Origin of the sequence: Fulvimonas soli (assembly GCF_003148905.1) — a bacterium.
In the GTDB taxonomy this organism is placed as follows: Bacteria; Pseudomonadota; Gammaproteobacteria; order Xanthomonadales; family Rhodanobacteraceae; genus Fulvimonas; species Fulvimonas soli.
Genome location: NZ_QGHC01000005.1, coordinates 193,604 through 216,605 on the forward strand (window position 1 = coordinate 193,604; position 23,002 = coordinate 216,605).

The following is a 23,002-nucleotide window of genomic DNA, read 5'->3' on the forward strand; positions in this document are numbered from 1 at the left end:
CACCGCCGTACCCTCATCCGGCGCCGCGCGCCACCTTCCTCGCTCCTCAAAGCCGACGCCATCCATGGCGTCTCCCCGCGTACTCCCGGCGGGAGAAGGGAAAGCCGCTGCCCGCGTGCTGATGGTGCAGGGCTGCACCTCCGACGCCGGCAAGAGCACGCTGGTCGCCGCGCTGTGCCGCTGGCTGCATCGGCAGGGCGTGCGCGTGGCGCCGTTCAAGCCGCAGAACATGGCGCTCAACTCGGCGGTGACCGCCGACGGCGGCGAGATCGGCCGCGCGCAGGCGGTGCAGGCGCAGGCCTGCGGCCTGGAGCCGCACACCGACTTCAACCCGGTGCTGCTCAAGCCCGACTCGGACGCCGGCGCGCAGGTGGTCGTGCATGGCCGCGCGGTGGCGCGGCTGGACGCGCGCGGCTACCACGCCTACAAGCGCACCGCGCGGGAGGCGGTGCTGGCCTCGCACGCGCGGCTGGTCGCGCAGTACGAGGCGGTGGTGGTGGAAGGCGCCGGCAGCCCGGCCGAGATCAACCTGCGCGCCAACGACATCGCCAACATGGGCTATGCCGAGGCGGTGGACTGCCCGGTGGTGCTGGTCGCCGACATCGACCGCGGCGGCGTGTTCGCGCACCTGGTCGGCACGCTGGCGCTGCTGTCCGACAGCGAACGCGCGCGCGTGGCCGGTTTCGTCGTCAACCGCTTCCGCGGCGACCTCGCGCTGCTGCAGCCGGGGCTGGACTGGCTGGAACGGGAGACCGGCAAGCCGGTGCTCGGCGTGCTGCCGTACCTGCACGGCCTGCTGCTGGAAGCCGAGGACGCGCTGCCGCGCGCCGCGGCGGCCAAGCCGCAGGCGCGGCTGAAGGTGGCGGTGCCCGCGCTGCCGCGGATCAGCAACCACACCGACTTCGACGCGCTGCGCGCGCACCCGCAGGTGGACTGCGCGTTCGTCGGGCCGGGCGAGCCGCCGCCGGCCTGCGACCTGATCGTGCTGCCCGGCTCCAAGGCCACCCGCGCCGACCTCGACTGGCTGCGCGCGCAGGGCTGGCAGGAGGCCATCGCGCGGCACCTGCGCCACGGCGGCAAGCTGCTGGGCATCTGCGGCGGCCTGCAGATGCTGGGCGCGGCGATCCACGACCCGCACGGCGTCGAGGGCGCGCCCGGCGCCAGCCAGGGCCTCGGCTGGCTGGCACTGGACACCGTGCTCGAACCGCACAAGCAATTGCGCCGGGCCGAGGGCCGGCTGGCCTTCGCCGACGCGCCGGTGCGCGGCTACGAGATCCACTGCGGCGTCAGCCGCGGCGAGGCGCTGGCGCGGCCGTTCGCGCGGCTGGCCGACGGCCGCGCCGACGGCGCGGTCTCCGCCGACGGCCGGGTCGCCGGCAGCTACCTGCACGGCCTGTTCGACCATCCCGCGGCGCTGCATGCGATGCTGTCCTGGGCCGGCCTGCGCGACGCCGCGCCGCTGGACGTGCGCGCGCTGCGCGAGGCGACCCTGGAGCGGCTGGCCGACGCGGTGGAGCAACACCTGGACACGCGCCGCCTGCGCGAACTGCTGGGAGCGAGACGATGCGAACCCTGATCCTCGGCGGCGCCCGTTCCGGCAAGAGCGCGCTGGCCGAGCGGCTGGCGCGCGAGAGCGGGCGCGAGGTGGTCTACCTGGCCACCGCGCAGGCGGGCGACGGCGAAATGGCCGCGCGCATCGCCCACCACCGCGCGCGGCGGCCCGCGCACTGGCTGTGCGTGGAGGAGCCGCTGGCGCTGGCCGCCGCGCTGCGCGCGCAGGCGCGCGCCGACCGCTTCGTGCTGGTCGACTGCCTCACGCTGTGGCTGTCCAACCTGCTCGGCGACGCCGACCCGCGGCGCTTCGGGGCCGAACGCGCCGCGCTGCTCGACGCGCTGCCCGCACTGCCCGGCGAGATCGCGCTGGTCGGCAACGAGGTCGGCCTCGGCGTGGTGCCGCTGGGCGAGCTCAGCCGCCGCTTCGTCGACGAGGCCGGCCGCCTGCACCAATCCCTGGCCGCGGCGTGCGAGCGCGTGCTGTTCGTCGCCGCCGGCCTGCCCCTTGCCCTGAAAGGAACCCTGCCATGAACACCGACTGGCTTGCCGCGCCGTGTCCGTCCCCCGATGCCGCCAGCGCCGACGCGGCCCGCGCCCGCCAGGCGCAATTGACCAAGCCACCCGGCTCGCTGGGCGCGCTGGAGGAGGTCGCGGTGCAGCTGGCCGCGCTGCAGCGCGCGCCGCGGCCGGCGGTGGAGCGCGTGTGGATCAGCGTGTTCGCCGGCGACCACGGCGTGGCGGAGGAGGGCGTGTCGGCCTTCCCGCAGGCGGTCACCGGCGAGATGGTGCGCAACTTCGCCTCGGGCGGCGCGGCGATCAGCGTGCTGGCGCGCGAGCTGGGCGCCACGCTGGAGGTGGTGAACCTCGGCACCGTCAACGACCCGGGCGAGATCCCCGGCGTGCGCCGCGCCGTCGTGGCGCCGTGCACCGCCAACTTCTGCCGCGCGCCGGCGATGACGGAAGCGCAGTTCGCCGCCGCGCTGGAGGCCGGCGCGGCCAGCGCGCGCGCGGCGCGGGCGGCCGGCGCGCAGCTGTTCGTCGGCGGCGAGATGGGCATCGCCAACACCACCGCGGCGGCCGCGCTGGCCTGCGCGCTGCTCGACGCCGCGCCGGCGGCGCTGACCGGCGCGGGCACCGGCCTCGACGCGGCGGGCGTCGTGCACAAGGCGGCGGTGATCGCCCGCGCGCTGGCGCTGCACGCCGAGGCGCGCGAGCCGCGCGAGCAGCTGCGCCGCCTCGGCGGCTTCGAGATCGCCGCGCTGGCCGGTGCCTACATTGCCGCCGCGCAGGCCGGGCTGCCGGTGCTGGTGGACGGCTTCATCACCACCGCGGCCGCGCTGGCGGCGGCGCGGATCAACCCGGGCGTGCGCGGCTGGCTGCTGTTCGCGCACCGCTCGCACGAGCGCGGCCACGCCGCGCTGCTGCGCGCGCTCGACGCCGCGCCGCTGCTCGATCTCGGGCTGCGCCTGGGCGAGGCCAGCGGCGCGGCCGCCGCGGTGCCGCTGCTGCGGCTGGCCTGCGCGCTGCACGGCGGCATGGCCACCTTCGCGCAGGCCGGCGTGTCGGGCGCGGCGGACGACGCGCGGGGCCACGCGGCGTGAGCGCCGCCGCGCGACTCGAACTGCTGCGCCACGGCGACACCGGCCAGCGCAGCTACCGCGGCCAGCTCGACGATCCGCTGAGCGCGCTGGGCTGGGCGCAGCTGCGCGCGGCGGCGGCAGGGCGCGCATGGGACCGCATCGTGTCCTCGACCCTGCGGCGCTGCGCCGCCTTCGCGCAGGAGCTGGCGCAGGCGCGCGGGCTGCCGCTGCGGCTGGACGCGCGCCTGGCCGAGTACCACTTCGGCGACTGGCAGGGCGTGCCGATCGAGACGCTGGCCGCGCGCGACGGCGAGGCGCTGGCGCGCTTCTGGGCCGACCCGGTGCGCCATCCGCCGCCGGGCGCGGAAAGCTTCGCGGCGTTCCGCGCGCGCCTGTGCGCCGCGCTGGACGAGGCCGCGCGCGCGGCCGCCGGCGCGCGCGTGCTGGTGCTCACCCACGGCGGCGCGATCCGCCTGCTGCGCTGCCTGGTCGAGGGGCGCGACTACGGCGACATGGCCGGCATCGAAGTGCCGCATGCCTCGCTGCATCCGCTGCCGTGGCCGCCGGTGGGGATGGCCCCCGTGGAAGGAGTCTCTGGGGGAGCGGCCGCTCCCACCGAGGTCGTTCCCGCAGGGCAGGCACCGCATTGATGAACGCCCTGCTCGCCGCGCTCGCCTTCCTCACCCGGCTGCCGCTGCCGGCGCGGCCGTTCGACGCGCGCGCGCAGGCCGCCTCGCTGGCCTGGTACCCGGCGGTGGGCGCGCTGCTCGGCGCGCTGCTGTGGCTGCTCGCCCTGCTGCTGCACGCCTGGCCGCCGCTGCTGGCGGCGGCCGTGCTGCTGGCCGCCTGGGTGGCGCTGACCGGCGCGCTGCACCTGGACGGCCTGGCCGACAGCGCCGACGCCTGGGTCGGCGGGCTGGGCGACCGCGAGCGCACGCTGGCGATCATGAAGGACCCGCGCAGCGGCCCGGCCGGGGTGACTGCCGTGGTGCTGGTACTGCTGCTGAAGTTCGCCGCGCTGGCGAGCCTGCCGCATCCCGGGCCGGCCCTGCTGCTGGCGCCGCTGCTGGCCCGCGCCGCGCTCGCGCTGGCCTTCCTCGCCACGCCCTACGCCCGCGCCGGCGGGCTGGGCGCGGCGCTGGCGCAGGCGCCGCGCGGCGCCTGCGCGCTCGGCGTCGCGCTCGCCGCCGCCGTGGCGCTGGCCTGCGGCTGGCGCGGCGCGCTGGCGCTGGCCGTGACGGCGGGCGGCTTCGTCGCCTGGCGGCAGGCCTGCCTGCGCCGCCTGGGCGGCTGCACCGGCGACACCTGCGGCGCGCTGGCCGAGCTGTCCGAGACGCTGGTGCTGGCGGCGCTGGCCGCGGCCGGCTGAGGCGTCCGCCAGGCAGGAAGGCGCGCGTTCGGCGCGAAGCCGGCGCCCCGGCCCTTTCCACGCGGCGGGTATCGCGTACCGCCATCGCGCCGCCATGCGCCGCCAGCGCGGGCATTTCAATTTTCGCCGCCCCGCACGTCATGGTCTGCAACCGGCAACGCATGCGGGCGATCCGCGCCCGCGACGCCGGGATGCACCATGACTCGACGACCCCGCAGATACCCTGGACAGCATGGAAGCCCCCGACGGCAGCGATGAAGCGGCAGGCGAAGGCAGCTGGCTCGACCACGCCGGCCGGGTCGCCGCGCTGTACCGCGAGCACCACGGCGCGCTGGTCGCGCTGCTGCAGTGCCGGCTGAACTCGCGCGCCGACGCGCAGGAGATCGCGCAGGAGGTGTACGTGCGGCTGCTGGCGATGGACCACATGGACCACATCGATTCGCCCAGGGCCTTCCTGTTCCGGATGGCGACCAACCTGTCGGTGGACTACCTGCGCAAGCGCGCGGTGCGCGCCGGCCTGCCGCCCGAGCCGGAGGAGGGCGACTGGGCCTCCGCGCCGCTGCCGGAGCAGCACGCCTGGGCGGTGCAGCAGTGGCGGAAGGTGCAGGCGGCGCTGCGCGAGCTGCCCGCCAAGACCAGCCGCGCCTTCGTGCTGCACGTGGTCGAGGGCCGCGACTTCGCCGCGATCGCGCGCGACATGAGGCTCAGCGAGCGCATGGTGCGCTACCACGTCAGCAACGCCCTGGCCCACTGCCGGGAGCGCTGCTTCGCACCGGAGATGCCGTGATGGATACCCCTGGATCGGACGAGGCGATCGCGCGCGCCGCCGCGGACTGGTGGACGCGCCTGCGCGAGCCGGAGCCGCCGGCGCAGACGCTGGCGCGCTGGCAGGCGTGGCTGGACGCGGACCCGCGCCACGCGCAGGCCTTCGAGCAGCTCAACGCGCTGGGCGAGCTGCTGCGGACCGCGCCCGCGCCGCGCCGGCGCGAGCTGCTGGAGGAGTTCGCGCCGCGCGCCGCGCGCGCGCGGCGCTGGCCATACGCGCTGGCCGCGGCGGCGGCGCTCGTGCTGGCCCTGCTGGGCTGGTGGGGCGGCTGGAGCGGCGCCGGCCGCCAGGCGGCGCCGCAGCGCTACGCCAGCGCGGTGGGCGAGAACCGCGACATCCGCCTGCCGGACGGCACCGCCGTCGCGCTGGGCGCGGCCTCCGCGCTGACCGCCCGCTACGGCGACGCGCGGCGCGACGTCGAGCTGGCCGCCGGCGAGGCCTACTTCGCGGTGGCCCACGAGGCGCGCCCGTTCGTGGTGGACGCCGGCCCGCTGCGCATCGAGGACCTGGGCACCGCCTTCAACGTGCGCCGTACCGGCCAGCGCGTCGCGGTGGCGGTGACCGAGGGGCGGGTGCGCCTGTCGCCCGCCGGCGCGGCCGGGCGGCTCGAGCTGGCGGCCGGCCAGCAGGCCGAGTACGACCCGCGCAGCGGCGCGCTCAGCGTGTCGCCGCTGCCGGCCGGGCATGCCGCCGCCTGGCGCGAGCACCGGCTGGAGTTCGTCAACGAGCCGCTGGCCGCGGTGATCGCCAACGTCAACCGCTACAGCCGCCGTCCGGTGCAGCTGGCCGACCCGCGCCTGGGCGAGCTGATGTTCACCGGGACGGTGAACACCACTACCATCGACAGCTGGATCGGCGCGCTGCCGCACGTGTTCCCCGTGCAGGTGAGCAGCTTCGCCGACCACGTGGTGCTTTCGAGCGCCGAACACTGACGACCGCGCGGGCGGTCCGCGATTCGGGGCAGGGCGGTATGGCGGGTGGCTACGGGCGCCGCGGCGGGCGCGCGGCGATGAAGCAGGGCCGGTGCGGGCCGCGCGCGGCGCGATGACGGCGCGCGGCGTGCTCGCCGGCGCGGGCCTGGCGCTCGCGCTGGCGCTCGCCGGCCCGCGCGCGGCCGGGGCCCGCGCCGGCGCGCCGCCCCTGCTGGAGGCGCAGGCCCGCCTGGACATCCCCGCCCAGCCGCTCGCCACCGCGCTGATGGCGCTGGGCCGGCAGGCCGACGTGCAGATCCTCACCGCCAGCGCCGCGGTGGCGGGGCAGCGCAGCCCCGGCGCGGCCGGCACGCTGACCGTGCGGGCCGCGCTGGCGCGGCTGCTGGACGGCACCGGGCTGGACTACGAGGTGATCGGCGCGCGCACCGTGGTGGTGCGCCAGCGCGCCTTCGCGCCGGCGGCCTCGTTCGAGAGCCGCCTGAGCGGGGCCAAGCCCAGCGTGCCGATCGTCAGCGCGCTGGACACCATCCGCGTCTCCGGCGTGGCGCTGGGCGATGCCGGCTTCAAGGCCGACGGCACCCGTGCCGCCACGCGCACCGACACCGACCTGGCCGACCTGCCGCAGTCGGTCAGCGTGGTCACCCGCGACCTGATGGACTCGCAGCAGGCCTTCGAGGTGGCCGACGTGGTGCGCCACGTGGCGGGCGTGGACTACGTCGACGGCTTCGGCGGCCCGCCGCTGTTCCGCATCCGCGGCTTCAACGCCGGCAACGGCATGACCGACGGCATGCCCAACGGCGTGGCGCGCGTGGAGGACCTGCCGCCGCTGATCGGCATCGAGCGCGTGGAGGTGCTCAAGGGGCCCGAGGCGATCCTCGGCGAGGCGTCGGTCGACAACAACTTCGGCGGCTCGGTGAACATCGTGATGAAGCGCCCGCAGGCCGAGCCGGTGCGGCAGCTGGCGTTCTCCGCCGGGCGCTACGACGGCACGCGGCTGGGCTTCGACTTCGCCGGGCCGCTGGACGCGCAGCGGCGCCTCAGCTACCGCCTGGTCGCCGCCGGCAACTACGCCGACCGCACGGCGCAGGGCTACCGCGGGCAGCGCAGCGGCTACCTGGCGCCGTCGCTCGCCTGGCAGGGCGAGGCCGCGCGCCTGCTGCTGGGCGCGGAGTACGTCAACAACCGCGTGCCGGTGCCCGACCACACCGTGCTGCTCGGCGACTCGCTGGCGCTGTCCTCGCCGTTCGGCGTGCTGCCCGGCAACGCGGGCGACCACGCGCTGTTCCGCACCGCGCGCGGCTACTACCTGGCCGAGTGGGCGCCGGCCGGCGACTGGAGCCTGCGCAGCCGCGGCCAGTACGTGCGCCAGCGCGAGAGCGGCCAGGCCTGGGCGTTCGCCAACGCCCAGCGCTCCGGCGACGCCGACGCGCTGGCGCGGACCTACCGCTATTCGGATGCGTTCTACACGCTGCAGAACGAGCTGGCCGGCCGCATCGAGCAGGGCCCGCTGACGCACAACCTGCTGCTGGGCTTCGACTACGCGCGCACCCACGCGGGCAGCGGCGCCGGCCCCGACGCCGTCACGGTGAGCGAGCCGCACGCCTTCAACCTGCTGGCCGGCGGCGCGCTGCCCTCGGCGCGCTCGCCGGAGCTGTCGGTGGACCTGGTGCGCCCGCTGGGCGGCGCCTGGTCCACCGACCGCGGCCTGTTCCTGCAGGACCAGCTCGCGGTGGGCGAGTCGTGGGACGTGCTGGCGGCGCTGCGGCGCACCACCTACACGCTGGCCAGCCGCGGCGCGGACGCCGCGCCGACGCAGCGGCGCTCGATCTGGATTCCGCGGCTGGGCGTGGTCTACAAGGCGACGCCGGCGCTGGCGCTGTACGCCTCCAGCACCACCGGCTTCCAGGCCGACTCGCTGCTGGGCGAGGACGGCCGGCCGCTGCCGCCGTCGGTGTCGCGGCAGGTCGAGGCCGGCGCCCGGCTCGACCTGTTCGAGCGGCGCGCGCGGCTGACCGCGGCCTGGTACCGCATCCGGCTCGACCACAGCGTGGACCTGGTCTCGCCCGACCCGCCGTACTTCGCCGTGCCCGGCCCGGGCCAGCTCAACCGCGGCATGGAGCTGGAGTTCGAGGGCCAGCCGCTGCCCGGCCTGGACCTCTCGGCCAGCTACACCGGCGCGAGCATCCGCAACCGCGACGGCAGCCGGCCGACCGCCGCGCCGCGCCGCCAGTTCAACCTCTGGGCCAGCTACCGCTTCCAGCGCCCGGCGCTGCAGGCGTGGGGCGTGGCCGGCGGCGTGTTCGCGCGCAGCCGCAGCCTGGGCCGCACCGAGGACGGCGCGTACTTCGACATGCCGGGCCAGGCCAGCGTGGAGGCCAACGTCGGCTACTACGCCGACCGCTGGCGGCTGACCCTGGGCGCGAAGAACCTGTTCGCGCGCCGGCTCTACGCGGTGGACGCCGAGCAGTCCTTCGTGCCGCTGCGCGAGGGGCGGGTGGTGCTGCTCAGCGGGACCTGGGATTTCTGAGCGCGTCCGGGAGCCTGTTCAAATCGGGATCGCTGGCGGCCTTGCCTCACGGGCTGATCGCGGCCGGAGGCCGCTTCCACAGGGGCATCGCCAGCCTTGTGGGAGCGGCCTCCGGCCGCGATGCCTCGACCATCGCCTCAATCCCGCCATGCCGCGCCGTCGCGGACCGGCATCCACCCTTTCGATCCTCCCTGGCCTGTGCGCAGACGGCTCCCGGCGGGGCACGGGGAACACGCGAACAGGCTCTTACAGCCCGGCGGCCAGCAGGTTCCCGCCCGCCGCCGGCGCGGCGCGCTGCGGGGCGTCCGCCGGCGGGGCCTGGCCGCCGGGCCGGTGGCGCGGCGGATCGCGGAAGGCGTCGAGGAAGGCGGCGCAGGCCTCGCGGCGGAAGGCCTCGCGGCGCTGCCGCATGGCATGGCGGCTGCGCCGGCCGTCGGCGCAGGGCCGGCGCGGCGGGGCCGGCGGCAGCTCGTAGCAGCCCGCCGCGCCCGGCATGCCGCCCAGTTCCTTCCAGAAGGCGTCGCTGGCGTCCGGGTGCGCCGCGACGCGCGCATGGTCGGCCACGGCGCGCAGGCGGGCGATGCCGTGGTGCGCGGCCAGCTCGCGCAGCAGCGACAGCAGCAGCTCCTTCGGCCGCAGCCCGCTGCCCCGGATGAACGCGCGGGTCGCCGCGCCGTCCGTGTGGGGGCCGGCGCCCTGCAGCGCGCCGACCAGCAGGCCCTCGTCGCCGGCGAAGGTCAGCACGCAGGAGGCCAGCGTCTCGCGGTCCCCGGTGAGCAGCAGCAGGGCGAGCTCGCCGGCCTCGCCGCGCAGCGGCTTGCGCAGGTGCAGCCCGACCGGCGCGCAGCCTTCCGGGTACAGCGTGGCGAGGCGCACGTCGCGGCCGCGCAGCACGCGGTCGCGCAGCCGCGCCGGGAAACGGCGCAGCACGAAGTCGTAGTGCGCGGCGACGATGCGCCGCCGCGCCGCGGCGCCGAAATGGCGCGAGACGTAGGGCCGGTGCCAGCGCTCGTAGAGCCGCGGGTCGGCGTGCGCCGCCTGGCGCAGCGGCCCGCTGCCGTCCAGGACGCGCAGCCACCGCGTCTGCCGCGGGAACAGCCACAGCCAGCGCGCCATGTGCCAGGCCAGCCGCCAGCTGCTCTCGCCGGCCACCGGCCGCAGCGCCCAGCGCCGGCGGACCGCGTCCAGCCACAGCGCGCCCGTGGTTCCCGCCCGTCCGTCCATCGATCCGCCCCGTCGTGCCGAATTGCTTCCATGACGTGCGGGCGGGCGGATTTTGAAATGGCCGTCCGGGGCTGCGCCACGGCCCCGCACGGCGGGCTCACCAGCGATAGGCCACCTTGCCGTAGACGTAGGCGCCGTTGTAGCCGAACGGCGAGAACACCGAGTAGGGCAGGGTGCCGTTGTTGCTGTTGGCGGCGACGTTCTTGTCCGGGTAGGTGTCCAGCGCGTCGTCGGCGCCCAGGGTGAAGCTCCAGCGGTCCACGTTGTAGTTCACCGCCAGGTCGAGCAGCCACTTCGGGCTGAAGGTCTGGTCCAGCGCGTAGTTGGTGGCGTTGTAGGCGGTGTAGCGGCCGTAGCGGGTCAGCGTGCCGGTGACGCCCCAGCGGCCCGCGTCGTACTGCTCGCTGAGGATCAGCTTGCTGCGCGGCGTGGTGTCGGCCATCAGGCCCTTGATGTCGCGGCGGTCCAGGCGCTTGAAGCTGACGCCCAGCGCGTCGAGCACCGCCGGGTTGGGCTTCACCCGGGTGACCTCGTTCTTGTTGTAGTTGGCGCTCAGCGTGGTCTGCAGGGTGCCGGCGTCGCCGAGGTCGGCCAGGTACGTCGCCACGAAGTCGACGCCGCGCGTGCGCGTGTCGGCGGCGTTGGTGAAGTAGGACACGCCGCTGTAGTTGAGGTTGGACACGCCGTTGGCGGCCAGGTAGGCCTGCACCGTGGGGCCGGTGGTGGCGATGCTGCTGGACAGCACGATGCGGTTGTCGATCCGGATCTGGTAGGCGTCGACGCTGAGGGTCAGCGCGGCGGTCGGGCTCCACACCGCGCCCAGGGTGTAGTTGTGCGACTTCTCCGGCTTCAGCGGCTCGGCGCCGAGCAGGCGGGCCACCTGGTTGTCCACCGGCACCAGGCCGGCGTTGTAGATGCCCGCCGGCAGGCCCAGCGAGTTGCCCTCGCCGTAGTACAGCGAGGACACCGTGGAGTAGTGCTGCTGGGCCAGCGACGGCGCGCGGAAGCCGGTGGAGGCGCTGGCGCGCAGCGCGAAGCCGTCGGTGAAGTCGAAGCGGCCGGCCAGCGAGCCGGAGGTGGTGTTGCCGAAGTCGGTGTAGTCCTCGTGGCGCACCGCGGCGGACACGCCGAGGCGGTCGGTGAGGTTGGTCTCCACGTCCAGGTACTCGGCCACGTCGTGGCGCGACCAGGAGCCGGCGCTGACCGGCTGCCAGCCGGCGAAGCCCTGCGCGCCGCCGGACACGCCCGAGGTGCCCACGTACCACGAGGCCGGCTCGCCGGCGTGGATGCCGTAGGTCTGGCGCAGGTACTCGGCGCCGAAGGCCACGGTGACCGGGTTGGGCAGCCAGCCGGGCGAGAACTCCCTGGCCAGGTCGACGTCGAGGGACTGCTGCGCGGCGTCCAGCACGCCGTCGTCGAAGTTGCGCGGGCTGTCGCCGAAGTCGTTGAGCCAGGCCAGGTTGATGCTGTGGCGGGTCTCGTAGGAGACGCGGTTGCCGCCGTAGTTGCCGCTCACGTCCCAGCGCCAGCCGCCGGCGGTGCCGCGCAGGCCGAGCACCAGCGAGCGGTCGGTGGAGTCGGCGTTCTCCAGCGGCAGGTAGCCGTCCGGGTAGATGCCGGCGATCAGCGGGCTGCTGTTGCCGTAGCGGAAGAACGCCGGCGAGGTGCTGTCGCGGTGGCCGAAGTGGCCGAAGGCATAGAGCTGCACGGCCGGGCCGAAGTCGTACTGCGCGTTGAGCAGCAGGTTGTTGTCGTGCACCGCCGGATCGCCCTCGCGGAAGTTCACGCCCAGGCCGCTGTAGGCCGGCCGGGTGTCGGCACCGGCGTGGTTGGTGTAGTCCTGGTTGCCGCTCTGCACGGTGAAGCGCAGCCAGCCCCTGTCGCCGGCCAGCGGCAGGCCGAAGTTGGCCGAGCCCTGCCACTGGCGGCCGTCGCCGTGGGTGTACTGGCCGCCGGTGAGCTCCACGTCGCCGCCCTCGGCGCCCTTCTTGAGGATGATGTTGATCACGCCGGCGATGGCGTCCGAGCCGTACTGCGCCGAGGCGCCGTCGCGCAGCACCTCGATGTGGTCGATCGCCGAGACCGGGATGGTGTTGAGGTCCACCGCCTGCGAGCCGCGGCCCAGCACGCCGTTGGTGAGGATGATCGCGCCGGGGTGCCAGCGCTTGCCGTTCACCAGCACCAGCACCTGGTCCGGCGACAGGCCGCGCAGCTGCGCGGGGCGCTGCGTGTCGGCGGTGTCGGCGGCGGACGGGCGCGGGAAGGTCAGCGACGGGATGATGCGCGACAGCGCGGTGGGCAGGTCGTTGGTGCCGGTCTGCTGCAGCACCTTGGCCGAGACCACGTCGATCGGGGTGAGCGAGCTGCTCTCGGTGCGGTTGTCGGCGCGCGTGCCGGTGACGATCACGGTGCCCAGGTTCTTCGCCTTCTCGGGCGTGGCGGCCTGCTCGTCCTGCGCGTGGGCGAAGGCGGGCGACAGGGCCAGCAGCGCGGCGGGGAGGAGCGCGCGGCGGATCGGGGGGCGGGCGGGGCTCATCGGGGGACTCCTTGGAATTATGTTGCGGTGCAATGACGGCAGGCTAGGGGCTGCCGGCTGGCCGGTCAATAGACGTCTGGACGTCCATCTCGCACATATGCAAATAACCAAAGATCACTGGACGGCGCGGGCGTGCCGCGCCCGTCCGCCCGCAGGCTACCCCCGGGCGGCGGCGGGTGCCAGTGCGGCCGGCGCGTTGAAATCCGGCCGGGCGACTCGATAATGGGCGCCAGCCAGGATCCAGGGGCGCGAGCCCGGAGTTTTGCCACGATGCCCATCTACGAATTCGAGTGCGGCCAGTGCGGCCACCGTTTCGACCGTCTGCAGAAGCTGTCCGACGCCGATCCGGCGAACTGCCCGTCCTGCGAGGCGCCGCGCGTGCGGCGGCGGGTGAGCGCGCCGTCGTTCCGGCTGGCCGGCAGCGGCTGGTACGAGACCGACTTCAAGAAGGACGGCGACAAGAAGCGCAACCTGGCCGAGAGCGCGGACGCCGCCAAGCCGGCCGCGGAGAACGCGCCGCCCCCGAAGGCCGAGCCGGCCGCCCCGGCGGCCAAGGCGGCGGAGGCCTGAGTCCGTCCATCGCGGCCGGAGGCCGCTCCCGCGAAGGCTACGCGAGCCCCTGCGGGAGCGGACTCCGGCCGCGATGGCCCGCCGCGGAAAACCGAGCCGCGAGCCTGAACCGACGCCGCAGGAAGCTGCCCGCGGCGTATTCCCTTGCGCCGCGTCTGCATGCAAGCTGCCGCCGTCCGCGCCCCGGGCGCGTTTGGAAAAGGAGAGCTGCGATGCGTGCGATGTCCGTGTGGGGTGGCCTGGTGCTGGCGCTGGCCGCCGGCGCACTGGCGCTGGGAGCCGCCGGACCGGCCCGCGCGCAGGCGCGCGGCGAGGTGAGCTGCGGCAGCGTCAACGGCCGCTACGCGCGCTGCGACGTGGGCTGGCGCGACGCGCAGATGGTGCGCCAGGATTCGGACACGCGCTGCGTGCGCGGCCAGAACTGGGGCGTGGAGCGCGGCGCGATCTGGGTCGACCGCGGCTGCCGCGGCCGCTTCGTCGAGGCGGGCGGCTGGGGCGGCGGCTGGCACGGCGGCCGCCCGTCGCACGAGGAGAGCGTGCAGTGCGGCAGCGTCGACAACCGCTACCGGCTGTGCCCGCTGCGGATCGACCGCAACACCCGGGTGCGCCTGGTCAACAACGACTCGGACACGCGCTGCCGCGAGGGCTACAACTGGGGCGTCAACCGCGACGGCATCTGGGTGGACCGCGGCTGCCGCGGCCGCTTCGTGGTCAGCCGGGGCCGGTGAGCCCGGCCGGCGGGGCGGCGCGGAGCCGGCCCCGCCGGTGCTAACATTCCGGACTTTTCTACGCTTTCAGCCGCGCCCGCGGCCCGGAGTCCCTTTCGCATGCGCACGCACTACTGCGGCCTCATCGACGAGTCGCTGGCCGGCCAGACCGTCACCCTGTGCGGCTGGGTCAACACCCTCCGCCTGCAGAGCCACGTCGCCTTCATCGACCTGCGCGACCACGAGGGCATCGCCCAGGTGGTGGTCGAGCGCGACAACGCCGCCGCCTTCGCGGTGGCCGGCGAGGTCGGCTACGAGTACTGCCTGAGGGTCACCGGCACCGTCCGCAGGCGCCTGGCGGCCAACGACAAGCTGCGCACCGGCACGGTGGAGCTGCTGGCCGACACGGTGCAGGTGCTCAACGCCGCGCGCGACCTGCCGTTCGCGCTGCACGAGAACCCCAACGAGGACCTGCGGATGACCTACCGCTACCTCGACCTGCGCCGCCCGGAGATGCAGCGGATGATCCGCACGCGCATCAGGCTGGTGCAGGCGCTGCGCCGCTACCTCGACGCGCGCGGCTTCCAGGACGTGGAGACGCCGATCCTCACCAAGGCCACGCCGGAGGGCGCGCGCGACTACCTGGTGCCCAGCCGCGTGCATCCGGGCCAGTTCTACGCGCTGCCGCAGTCGCCGCAGCTGTTCAAGCAGATCCTGATGATGGCGGGCTTCGACCGCTACTACCAGATCGCCCGCTGCTTCCGCGACGAGGACCTGCGCGCCGACCGCCAGCCGGAGTTCACCCAGCTCGACCTGGAGTTCGCCTTCGTCGAGGAGAAGGACGTGCAGGACTTCGTGGAGGGCCTGATCCGCCACGTGTTCAAGGAAGTGGTCGACGTCGAGCTGGAGGATCCCTTCCCGCGCATGACCTGGGAGGAGGCGATGCGCCGTTTCGGCTCGGACAAGCCGGACCTGCGCATCGCGCTGGAGCTGGCGGACGTGGCCGAGGCGGTGAAGGGCGTGGAGTTCAAGGTGTTCGCCGAGCCCGCCAGCGACCCGGCCGGCCGCGTCGCCGCGCTGCGCGTGCCCGACGGCGCCGGCATGAGCCGCAAGGAGATCGACGGCCTGGCCGAGTACGTCGCCAAGTACGGCGCCAGGGGTCTGGCCTGGATCAAGGTGGACGACCTCGCCAAGGGCCGCGAGGGCGTCAGCTCGCCGGTGGCGAAGTTCCTCGACGACGCGGCGCTGTCGGCGCTGCTCGGGGCCGCCGGCGCGCGGTCCGGCGACATCGTGTTCGTCGGCGCCGGCAAGTGGAAGACGGTCACCGACTTCATGGGCGCGCTGCGCCTGAAGGTCGGCAAGGACCGCGGGCTGGTGCAGAACGCCTGGAAGCCGCTGTGGGTCACCGACTTCCCGATGTTCGAATACGACGAGGAGGAAAGGCGCTACGTCGCCCTGCACCACCCGTTCACCGCGCCCAAGGTGGACGACATCGACGACCTGAAGGCCAACGCCGCCATCGCGGTGAGCCGCGGCTACGACATGGTGCTCAACGGCAACGAGATCGGCGGCGGCTCGATCCGCATCCACCGGCCGGAGATGCAGAGCGCGGTGTTCGAGCTGCTCGGCATCGGGCCGGAGGAGGCCGAGGCGAAGTTCGGCTTCCTGCTCAAGGCGCTGAAGTTCGGCGCGCCGCCGCACGGCGGCCTGGCCTTCGGCATCGACCGCATCGCGGCGCTGATGGCCGGCACCGAGTCGATCCGCGACGTGATCGCCTTCCCCAAGACCACCAGCGCGCAGGACCTGATGACCGACGCGCCCTCGCCGGTGGGCGAGGCGCAGCTGAAGGAGCTGCACGTGGCGGTGGCGGCCGCGGAAGACTGATTTTTGCCTCCTCTCCCCATTTGGGGAGAGGAGCGAGGTGAGGAGGCGCTCCTGCGCCGGGGCCGGTTCGAAGCCGGTTCCGATGCAGGGTGTCGCCAGGTTGGCCCCTCACCCCAGCCCTCTCCCCGGAGGGGAGAGGGAGTAACGGCGAAGCGCGCGAACCGATGACCGAACATGTGATCCTGCTGCACGGCCTGTGGATGCGCGGCTTCGCGCTGGGCCTGCTGCACCGGCGGCTGATGGCCGAGGGCTACCGCGTGCACCGCTTCGACTACATGAGCGTGGCGGCGACGCAGGAGCACATCCTCAAGCGCCTGGCCGCGCGCATCGCCGACTGCGCGCCCGGGCCGGTGCACCTGGTCGGGCACAGCCTGGGCGGCCTGCTCGCGCTGCGCGCCTGCCTCGGCGCCGCGGAGCTGCCGCCGGGGCGCATCGTCTGCCTGGGCTCGCCGCTCAAGGGCAGCACCGCGGCGCGCGCCTTCGCCCGGCTGGGGCGCGGCGGCGAGATGCTGCTCGGCCACAACCGCGCGCTGCTGGAGCAGGGCTTCGAGCGCTGGGCCGGCCCGCGCGAGGTCGGCGTGATCGCCGGCCGCATGCCGCTGGGCCTGGGCGCCGTGGTGGGGCAGATCGAGGGCGAGCACGACGGCACCGTGGCGGTCGCCGAGACCCTGCTGCCGGGCCTGGCCGACCACTGCGTGGTCGAAACCAGCCACACCGGCCTGCTGGTCTCCGCCGAGGTGGCGGCGCTGGTGGTGCGCTTCCTGCGCACCGGACGCTTCGCGCCGGCGGCCTGACCCTGCGGCAGGCCGCCGCAGGGCGCCCGCGGCGCGGCGGGCCACTTGCGGTAGACTTCGCCGCTTGTCTTTCACCGCCAGCTGCACCGGGAACCGCCATGGGTAGAGGTCCGTCCATCGAAGGCCGCAAGAACGCCGAAGACGCCAAGCGCGCCAAGGTGTTCACCAAGCTGATCCGCGAGATCACCGTCGCCACCCGCGCCGGCGTGCCCGACCCGGCCCTGAACCCGCGCCTGCGCGCGGCGGTGGACAAGGCGCTGGCGGCCAACATGAGCAAGGACACCATCGAGCGCGCGATCAAGCGCGGCTCCGGCGCCGACGGCGGCGCCAAGATGGAGGAGCTGCGCTACGAGGGCTACGGCCCGGGCGGCGTGGCGCTGATCATCGAGTGCTTCACCGACAACCCGACCCGCACCGTGGCCGACGTGCGCCACGCGCTGACCAAGCACGGCGGCAACCTCGGCACCTCCGGCTCGGTGGCCTTCCAGTTCACCCGCTGCGGCGAGCTGGTGTTCGCCACCGGCGGCGACGAGGCGGCCGAGGAGAAGGTGCTGGAGGCGGCACTGGAGGCCGGCGCCGACGACGTGGTCAACGAGGGCGGCGAGAGCACCGTGCTGTGCGCGCCGGAGAATTTCGAGGCGGTGCAGCAGGCGCTGATCGACGCCGGCCTCGACGCGCTGCACGCCGGCGTGGTGATGCGCCCGAACAACCGCGTCGCGGTGCCCGCCGAGGCGCTGGAGGACCTCACCGACCTGCTCGAGCGCCTCGACGCGCTGGACGACGTCAGCGAGGTCTACCACAACGCCCTGCTGCCGTGAAAGCCTGGGCTTGCCGGGACTCGGGACCCGGGACTCGGGACTCGAAAAGGCAGTCTCCCGCCAGCGCCGGAGTCCCCGGCTCCATCGGCCCGCAAAACGATGTACTCGCGGGGAGTCGCTCTGCCGAGTCCCGAGTCCCGGGTCCCGAGTCCCGGAAAGTCCGCATCCTCGGCATCGATCCGGGCAGCCAGCGCACCGGCGTGGGCATCGTCGACGTCGATGCCGCCGGGCGGCTGGCGCACGTGTTCCACGGCGCGCTGGCGGTGGCCGGGGAGGCCAGCTTCCCGCTGCGCCTGAAACGCATTTTTGACGAATTGAGTGACATCATCGCCGCCCATCGGCCGACCGAGTGCGCGGTGGAGCGCGTGTTCATGGCGCGCAACGCGGACTCGGCCCTGAAACTTGGGCAGGCGAGGGGCGCCGCGATCTGTGCGGTGGTCAGCCAGGGGATCGCGGTGCACGAGTACGCGGCAACGGAAGTCAAGCAGGCGGTGGTCGGCAGCGGCCGCGGCGACAAGAACCAGGTCCAGCACATGGTCGGCGTGCTGCTCGGCCTCAAGGGGCCGCTGCAGGCGGACGCCGCCGACGCGCTGGCGATCGCGGTGGCGCACGCGCACACCCGTGCCAGCCTGGCGCGCGTGGGCATCCCGCGCGCGGCCTGGAGGCGGCGATGATCGGCCGGCTGCGCGGCATCCTGGTCTCCAAGCAGCCGCCGTGGCTGCTGGTGGACGTGGGCGGCGTCGGCTACGAGCTGGAGGCGCCGATGTCCACCATCTACGACCTGCCGCCCACCGGCAAGGAAGTGACCCTGCTCACCCACTACGCGGTGAAGGAGGACAGCGCCGCGCTGTACGGCTTCCTGCACGAGGCCGAGCGCGCGCTGTTCCGCAACCTGCAGAAGGTGTCCGGCATCGGCGCGAAGATCGCGCTGGCGGTGCTGTCGGGCGTGTCGGTCGACCACTTCGCGCGGCTGGTGCAGGCCGGCGACGTGGCGGCGCTGACCAAGATCCCCGGCATCGGCAAGAAGACCGCCGAGCGCATCGTGGTGGAGCTGCGCGACCGCGTGGAGGGCCCGGGCGGCGCCAGCCTGCCGGGCGCGCCGGCCGCCGCGGGCGCGCCGCTCGACCCGGCCGGCGAGGCCACCGTGGCCCTGCAGCAGCTCGGCTACAAGCCGGCCGAGGTGGCGCGGCTGGTGCAGAAGGTCGCCGCCGACGGCGACAGCGCCGAGGCCATCATCCGCAAGGCGCTGCGCGCCGCACTCGGGAGCTGAGCGGTGGGACACGCACACCTGCAGGGCGGTGGCGCCGCCGACTCGCGCCGCCGCGTGGCGAAGCTGGCGCTGGGCGCCATCGGCGTGGTGTTCGGCGACATCGGCACCAGCCCGCTGTACACCATGAAGGAGACCCTCGGCACGCATGGCATGTCGCCCACGCCGCCGGCGGTGCTGGGCGTGCTGTCGCTGATCCTGTGGTCGCTGATCATCGTGGTGTCGCTCAAGTACGTCACCTTCGTGATGCGCGCGGACAACAAGGGCGAGGGCGGCATCATGGCGCTGATGGCGCTGACGCAGCGCTCGATGGGCGGGCTGGCGCGCGCGCGCTGGGTGCTCGGCCTGTTCGGCATCTTCGGCGCCGCGCTGTTCTACGGCGACGGCGTGATCACCCCGGCGATCTCGGTGCTCGGCGCGGTGGAGGGCCTGGAAGTGGCGGCGCCGTCGCTGGGCCGCTTCGTGGTGCTGATCGCGCTGGTGATCCTGGCCGGCATGTTCGCCCTGCAGCGGCACGGCACGCACGCGGTGGGCAAGGCGTTCGCGCCGGTGATGACGCTGTGGTTCCTGGTGCTGGCGGTGCTCGGCGCGCGCCAGATCGTGCAGCACCCGCAGGTGCTGTACGCGGCCAATCCGGCCTACGCGGTGCGCTTCTTCGTCAGCCACGGGCACACCTCGTTCATCGCGCTGGGTGGCGTGGTGCTGGCGCTGACCGGCGCGGAGGCGCTGTACGCCGACATGGGTCACTTCGGCAAGAAGCCGATCCGCGTGGCGTGGTTCTGCTTCGTGCTGCCGGCGCTGCTGTTCAACTACTTCGGCCAGGGCGCGCTGCTGCTGCGCAACCCGGCGGCGATCGACAGCCCGTTCTACCTGCTGGTGCCCGAGGCGCTGCTCTACCCGATGGTGGCGCTGGCCACCGCGGCGGCGGTGATCGCCTCGCAGGCGGTGATCTCAGGCGCCTTCTCGATGACCCGCGAGGCGATGTCGCTGGGCTACTCGCCGCGCATGGCGGTGGTGCACACCTCGCGCGAGATGTCCGGGCAGATCTTCGTGCCGTGGGTGAACCGCATGCTGCTGGTGCTGGTGGTCGGCGCGGTGCTCGGCTTCCGCAGCTCGGACAACCTGGGCGCGGCCTACGGCATCGCGGTGACCGGCACGATGACCATGACCACCCTGCTGGCGCTGGTGGTGGCGCGCCGCATGTGGCGCTGGAACTGGCTGGTGGTGGTGCCGGTGGGCATCCTGCTGATGGCGCTGGACCTGTCCTACTTCGGCGCCAACGCGCTGAAGATCGCCCACGGCGGCTGGTTCCCGCTGGTGCTGGGCGTGGTGATCTTCATCGTGATGACAACCTGGCGCCGCGGCCGCGAGCTGGTGATGCGCGAGATCAAGCAGGGCGGGCTGGCGCTGGAGCCGTTCATCGCCAGCATCGCCGAGCACCCGCCGCTGCGCGTGCCGGGCACCGCGGTGTTCCTCACCGCCAACCAGAACGCCGTGCCGCACGCGCTGCTGCACAACCTCAAGCACAACAAGGTGCTGCACGAGCGCAACGTGCTGCTGACGGTGGAGGTGCTGGAGACGCCGCTGGCCGAGGCCGAGGAACGCATCGAGATCACCCGCATGGACGGCGAGTTCTACGGCCTGGCGCTGCGCTTCGGCTTCGCCGAGGACCCGAACGTGCCGCTGGCGATGTCGCAGTGCGCGCGCGAGGGGATCGCCTTCGACATGATGGACACCACCTTCTTCCTCTCGCGCGAGACCATCGTGGCCGACGCGCGCCGCCCCGGCATGGCGCTGTGGCGCGACAAGCTGTTCGCCTTCCTGGCGCGCAACGCGCTGCCGGCCACGGCGTTCTTCCAGATTCCCGGCAATCGGCTGATCGAGCTGGGGGCGCAGGTGGAGATCTGATGGGTAGGAGCGGGAGCGGGGAACGGGGAGCGGGGAACGTGCAGGTGCCGGCGATCCGGTTGTAGTGGATATCGGCAAGGCGTGCCAGGCTCTCCCCGTTCCCCGTTCCCCGTTCCCCGTTCCCCGTTCCCCGTTCCCCGTTCCCCGTTCCCCGTTCCCCGTTCCCCGTTCCCCGTTCCCCGTTCCCCGCCCCGCTCGGCCATAATCCCCCCATGACCGAAGCGCGCATCATCACCCCCGCCGCCCAGCTCGACGACGAGGCGCTGGAGGCCACCATCCGGCCCAAGCGGCTGGCCGAGTACCTGGGCCAGCAGGCGGTGCGCGAGCAGCTGTCGATCTACATCGAGGCGGCCCGCCGGCGCGGCGGCGCGCTCGACCACGTGCTGATCTTCGGCCCGCCGGGGCTGGGCAAGACCACGCTCAGCCACGTCATCGCCAACGAGCTCGGGGTGAACCTCCGCTCCACCTCCGGCCCGGTGCTGGAGCGCGCCGGCGACCTCGCCGCGCTGCTGACCAACCTGGAAGCGAACGACGTGCTGTTCGTGGACGAGATCCACCGCCTGTCGCCGGTGGTGGAGGAAGTGCTCTACCCGGCGATGGAGGACTTCCAGATCGACATCATGATCGGCGAGGGCCCGGCCGCGCGCTCGATCAAGCTGGACCTGCCGCCGTTCACCCTGATCGGCGCCACCACCCGCGCCGGCCTGCTCACCGCGCCCCTGCGCGACCGTTTCGGCATCGTGCAGCGGCTGGAGTTCTACACGCCCGAGGAGCTGGCCGCGATCGTGCGCCGCTCGGCGCGCATCCTGGGCATCGACTGCGAGGCCGAGGGCGCGGCCGAGATCGCGCGCCGCTCGCGCGGCACCCCGCGCATCGCCAACCGCCTGCTGCGCCGGGTGCGCGACTACGCCGAGGTGCGCGCCGGCGGGCGCATCGACCGCGCCGCCGCGCGGGCGGCGATGGACATGCTCAAGGTGGACGCCGAGGGCTTCGACGACCTCGACCGCCGCATGCTGGCCACCATCATCGAGAGCTTCGACGGCGGCCCGGTGGGCGTGGAGTCGCTGGCCGCCGCGCTCAGCGAGGACCGCGGCACGCTGGAGGACGTGGTCGAGCCCTACCTGATCCAGCAGGGCTTCCTGGTGCGCACCGCGCGCGGCCGCATGGCCGCGCCCAAGGCCTGGCGCCACCTGGGCCTGGCGCCGCCGCCCCGGCAGGGAGTGCCTGCGGATCTGTTCGGCCCCGAGGCCGGGGAGTGAGTGAAGAGGAGAGGGAAGTGAGAGAAAATCCACCCCGCCAGCCTCTCACTCCTCTTCACTCACTTCTCCCCACTCGCGCCCGCCCCCGCCCCCGCCCATGTCCCCCGCCGCTCCCGACCAAGCTCCCTTCGCCTGGCCCGTCCGCGTCTACTGGGAGGACACCGACGCCGGCGGCGTGGTCTACCACGCCAGCTACCTGCGCTTCCTGGAGCGCGCCCGCACCGAGTGGCTGCGCGCCGGCGGGGTCGACCAGTCCGCGCTGCGCGAGCGCACCGGGCTGGCCTTCATGGTGCGCTCGATGGAGATCGACTTCCTCAAGGCCGCCCTGCTGGACGATGAACTGATCGTGACGGTGGAAGTCCAAGAACGGCGCGCTGCCAGTATCCTCTTCGGCCAATCGATCCGCCGGGCCGACGGCACGGAGCTGATCCGCGCGCGGGTGCGCGTGGCCTGCGTGGACCTCCACCGCATGGCGCCGGCGCGGATCCCCGACGAGGCCCTGCCCGGCCGCGACCCCTGACAGACGACAATTTCGGCGGAGTACCCCCAAGCCATGAGCGGTGGACTGAACATTTTCAAGCTGGTCGCGGAAGCGAGCCTGCCGGTGCAGCTGGTGATGCTCCTGCTGCTGGTGTTCTCCTTCCTGTCCTGGGTCATCATCATCCGCAAGTACTCGCAGATGAAGGCGGCGATGGAGAACGCCGAGGCGTTCGAGGAGCGCTTCTGGTCCGGCGGCGACCTGGCCGGCCTGTTCCGCGAGGTGAGCGGGCGCGGCGCCGACAACGGCGGCATGGAGACCATCTTCGAGTCCGGCTTCCGCGAGTTCGCCCGCCAGCGCCAGCGCAAGGTGCACGACCTGCGCGTCGTGATGGAGGGCACCGAGCGCGCCATGCGCGTGGCCGGCACGCGCGAGATCGGCCTGCTGGAGCGCAACCTGGAGTTCCTCGCCAACGTCGGCTCGATCAGCCCCTACGTCGGCCTGTTCGGCACCGTGTGGGGCATCATGGGCGCGTTCCAGGGCCTGGGCGAGATGAAGGACGTCACCATCGCGGTGGTCGCCCCGCACATCTCCGAGGCGCTGATCGCCACCGCCATGGGCCTGTTCGCCGCGATCCCGGCGGTGTGGGCCTACAACCGCTTCGCCAACAAGGTCGAGCGCGTCGCCTCCCGCTACGAGGTGTTCCAGGAGGAGTTCTCCTCCGTGCTGCAGCGGCAGATCCAGACCGACGACGCGCGCTGACCGGAGG

The 23,002-nt window shown here is 73.8% G+C and carries 21 protein-coding genes; 19 read left to right on the top strand and 2 right to left on the bottom strand.

Annotated elements, in window-relative coordinates:
* The first annotated feature begins 64 nt into the window (after positions 1-64).
* The 8 genes from C7456_RS17330 to C7456_RS08125 all read left to right on the top strand — a co-directional run bounded on the left by C7456_RS17330 (position 65) and on the right by C7456_RS08125 (position 8,788).
* Entirely contained in the window at positions 65-1,576 is a 1,512-nt protein-coding gene (locus C7456_RS17330) for a cobyric acid synthase (RefSeq protein WP_139942895.1), read from the top strand.
* Complete coding sequence (gene cobU, locus C7456_RS08095; protein WP_109723242.1) at positions 1,564-2,085, top strand: bifunctional adenosylcobinamide kinase/adenosylcobinamide-phosphate guanylyltransferase; 522 nt, start codon at positions 1,564-1,566, stop codon at positions 2,083-2,085. Before C7456_RS17330 ends, cobU begins: the two co-directional genes overlap by 13 nt.
* The gene (gene cobT, locus C7456_RS08100) at positions 2,082-3,155 is read left to right on the top strand and encodes a nicotinate-nucleotide--dimethylbenzimidazole phosphoribosyltransferase (protein ID WP_109723243.1); all 1,074 of its coding nucleotides are present in this window, start codon (positions 2,082-2,084) and stop codon (positions 3,153-3,155) included. The genes cobU and cobT overlap by 4 nt, the downstream gene beginning before the upstream one ends.
* Positions 3,152-3,784, top strand: a complete 633-nt coding sequence (locus C7456_RS08105; protein WP_109723244.1) for a histidine phosphatase family protein — start codon at positions 3,152-3,154, stop codon at positions 3,782-3,784. The genes cobT and C7456_RS08105 overlap by 4 nt, the downstream gene beginning before the upstream one ends.
* Positions 3,781-4,503, top strand: a complete 723-nt coding sequence (locus tag C7456_RS08110; protein WP_109723245.1) for an adenosylcobinamide-GDP ribazoletransferase — start codon at positions 3,781-3,783, stop codon at positions 4,501-4,503. The genes C7456_RS08105 and C7456_RS08110 overlap by 4 nt, the downstream gene beginning before the upstream one ends.
* Positions 4,504-4,735: 232 nt before the next feature.
* Positions 4,736-5,290, top strand: a complete 555-nt coding sequence (locus C7456_RS08115; protein ID WP_109723246.1) for an RNA polymerase sigma factor — start codon at positions 4,736-4,738, stop codon at positions 5,288-5,290.
* Positions 5,290-6,261, top strand: a complete 972-nt coding sequence (locus C7456_RS08120; RefSeq protein ID WP_109723247.1) for a FecR family protein — start codon at positions 5,290-5,292, stop codon at positions 6,259-6,261. The genes C7456_RS08115 and C7456_RS08120 overlap by 1 nt, the downstream gene beginning before the upstream one ends.
* Before the next feature lie 91 nt (positions 6,262-6,352).
* Positions 6,353-8,788 (top strand): TonB-dependent siderophore receptor, encoded by a 2,436-nt coding sequence (locus C7456_RS08125; protein WP_245889804.1) that lies wholly within the window; start codon positions 6,353-6,355, stop codon positions 8,786-8,788.
* Positions 8,789-9,034: 246 nt separating this feature from the next.
* Here the strand turns inward: C7456_RS08125 and C7456_RS08130 are convergent, their stop codons facing one another.
* Both C7456_RS08130 and C7456_RS08135 read right to left on the bottom strand, forming a co-directional pair.
* Positions 9,035-10,012, bottom strand: a complete 978-nt coding sequence (locus tag C7456_RS08130) for a DUF535 family protein (RefSeq protein WP_109723249.1) — start codon at positions 10,010-10,012, stop codon at positions 9,035-9,037.
* A 97-nt stretch (positions 10,013-10,109) separates the two neighbouring features.
* A complete protein-coding gene (locus C7456_RS08135; RefSeq protein WP_109723250.1) occupies positions 10,110-12,548 on the bottom strand; it encodes a TonB-dependent receptor plug domain-containing protein in 2,439 nt (812 codons plus the stop codon).
* Between the two features lie 270 nt (positions 12,549-12,818).
* Between C7456_RS08135 and C7456_RS08140 the strand changes: the two genes are divergently transcribed.
* The 11 genes from C7456_RS08140 (at position 12,819) to tolQ (ending at position 22,995) form a co-directional block, all read left to right on the top strand.
* Entirely contained in the window at positions 12,819-13,118 is a 300-nt protein-coding gene (locus C7456_RS08140) for an FmdB family zinc ribbon protein (protein ID WP_109723251.1), read from the top strand.
* A gap of 212 nt (positions 13,119-13,330) precedes the next feature.
* Positions 13,331-13,846: a DUF3011 domain-containing protein gene (locus C7456_RS08145; RefSeq protein ID WP_109723252.1), complete on the top strand. Its 516-nt coding sequence runs from the start codon at positions 13,331-13,333 to the stop codon at positions 13,844-13,846.
* Positions 13,847-13,945: 99 nt separating this feature from the next.
* Positions 13,946-15,709 (top strand): aspartate--tRNA ligase, encoded by a 1,764-nt coding sequence (gene aspS / locus C7456_RS08150; protein ID WP_109723253.1) that lies wholly within the window; start codon positions 13,946-13,948, stop codon positions 15,707-15,709.
* Positions 15,710-15,873: 164 nt separating this feature from the next.
* Positions 15,874-16,503: an alpha/beta fold hydrolase gene (locus tag C7456_RS08155; protein ID WP_109723254.1), complete on the top strand. Its 630-nt coding sequence runs from the start codon at positions 15,874-15,876 to the stop codon at positions 16,501-16,503.
* 98 nt (positions 16,504-16,601) lie between these two features.
* Positions 16,602-17,321 (top strand): YebC/PmpR family DNA-binding transcriptional regulator, encoded by a 720-nt coding sequence (locus tag C7456_RS08160; protein ID WP_109723255.1) that lies wholly within the window; start codon positions 16,602-16,604, stop codon positions 17,319-17,321.
* Between the two features lie 164 nt (positions 17,322-17,485).
* Positions 17,486-17,995 carry a crossover junction endodeoxyribonuclease RuvC gene (gene ruvC, locus C7456_RS08165; RefSeq protein WP_109723333.1) on the top strand — a complete coding sequence of 170 codons (510 nt, stop codon included), beginning with the start codon at positions 17,486-17,488 and terminating at the stop codon, positions 17,993-17,995.
* Positions 17,992-18,591, top strand: a complete 600-nt coding sequence (gene ruvA / locus C7456_RS08170; RefSeq protein WP_109723256.1) for a Holliday junction branch migration protein RuvA — start codon at positions 17,992-17,994, stop codon at positions 18,589-18,591. Before ruvC ends, ruvA begins: the two co-directional genes overlap by 4 nt.
* Before the next feature lie 3 nt (positions 18,592-18,594).
* Entirely contained in the window at positions 18,595-20,496 is a 1,902-nt protein-coding gene (locus tag C7456_RS08175; protein WP_109723257.1) for a potassium transporter Kup, read from the top strand.
* Between the two features lie 212 nt (positions 20,497-20,708).
* On the top strand, positions 20,709-21,755 hold the full coding sequence (ruvB, locus tag C7456_RS08185) for a Holliday junction branch migration DNA helicase RuvB (protein WP_109723258.1): 1,047 nt from the start codon (positions 20,709-20,711) through the stop codon (positions 21,753-21,755).
* Positions 21,756-21,852: 97 nt separating this feature from the next.
* Positions 21,853-22,275, top strand: a complete 423-nt coding sequence (gene ybgC / locus C7456_RS08190) for a tol-pal system-associated acyl-CoA thioesterase (protein ID WP_109723259.1) — start codon at positions 21,853-21,855, stop codon at positions 22,273-22,275.
* Positions 22,276-22,308: 33 nt separating this feature from the next.
* Positions 22,309-22,995 carry a protein TolQ gene (gene tolQ, locus C7456_RS08195; RefSeq protein ID WP_109723260.1) on the top strand — a complete coding sequence of 229 codons (687 nt, stop codon included), beginning with the start codon at positions 22,309-22,311 and terminating at the stop codon, positions 22,993-22,995.
* Positions 22,996-23,002: the final 7 nt, after the last annotated feature.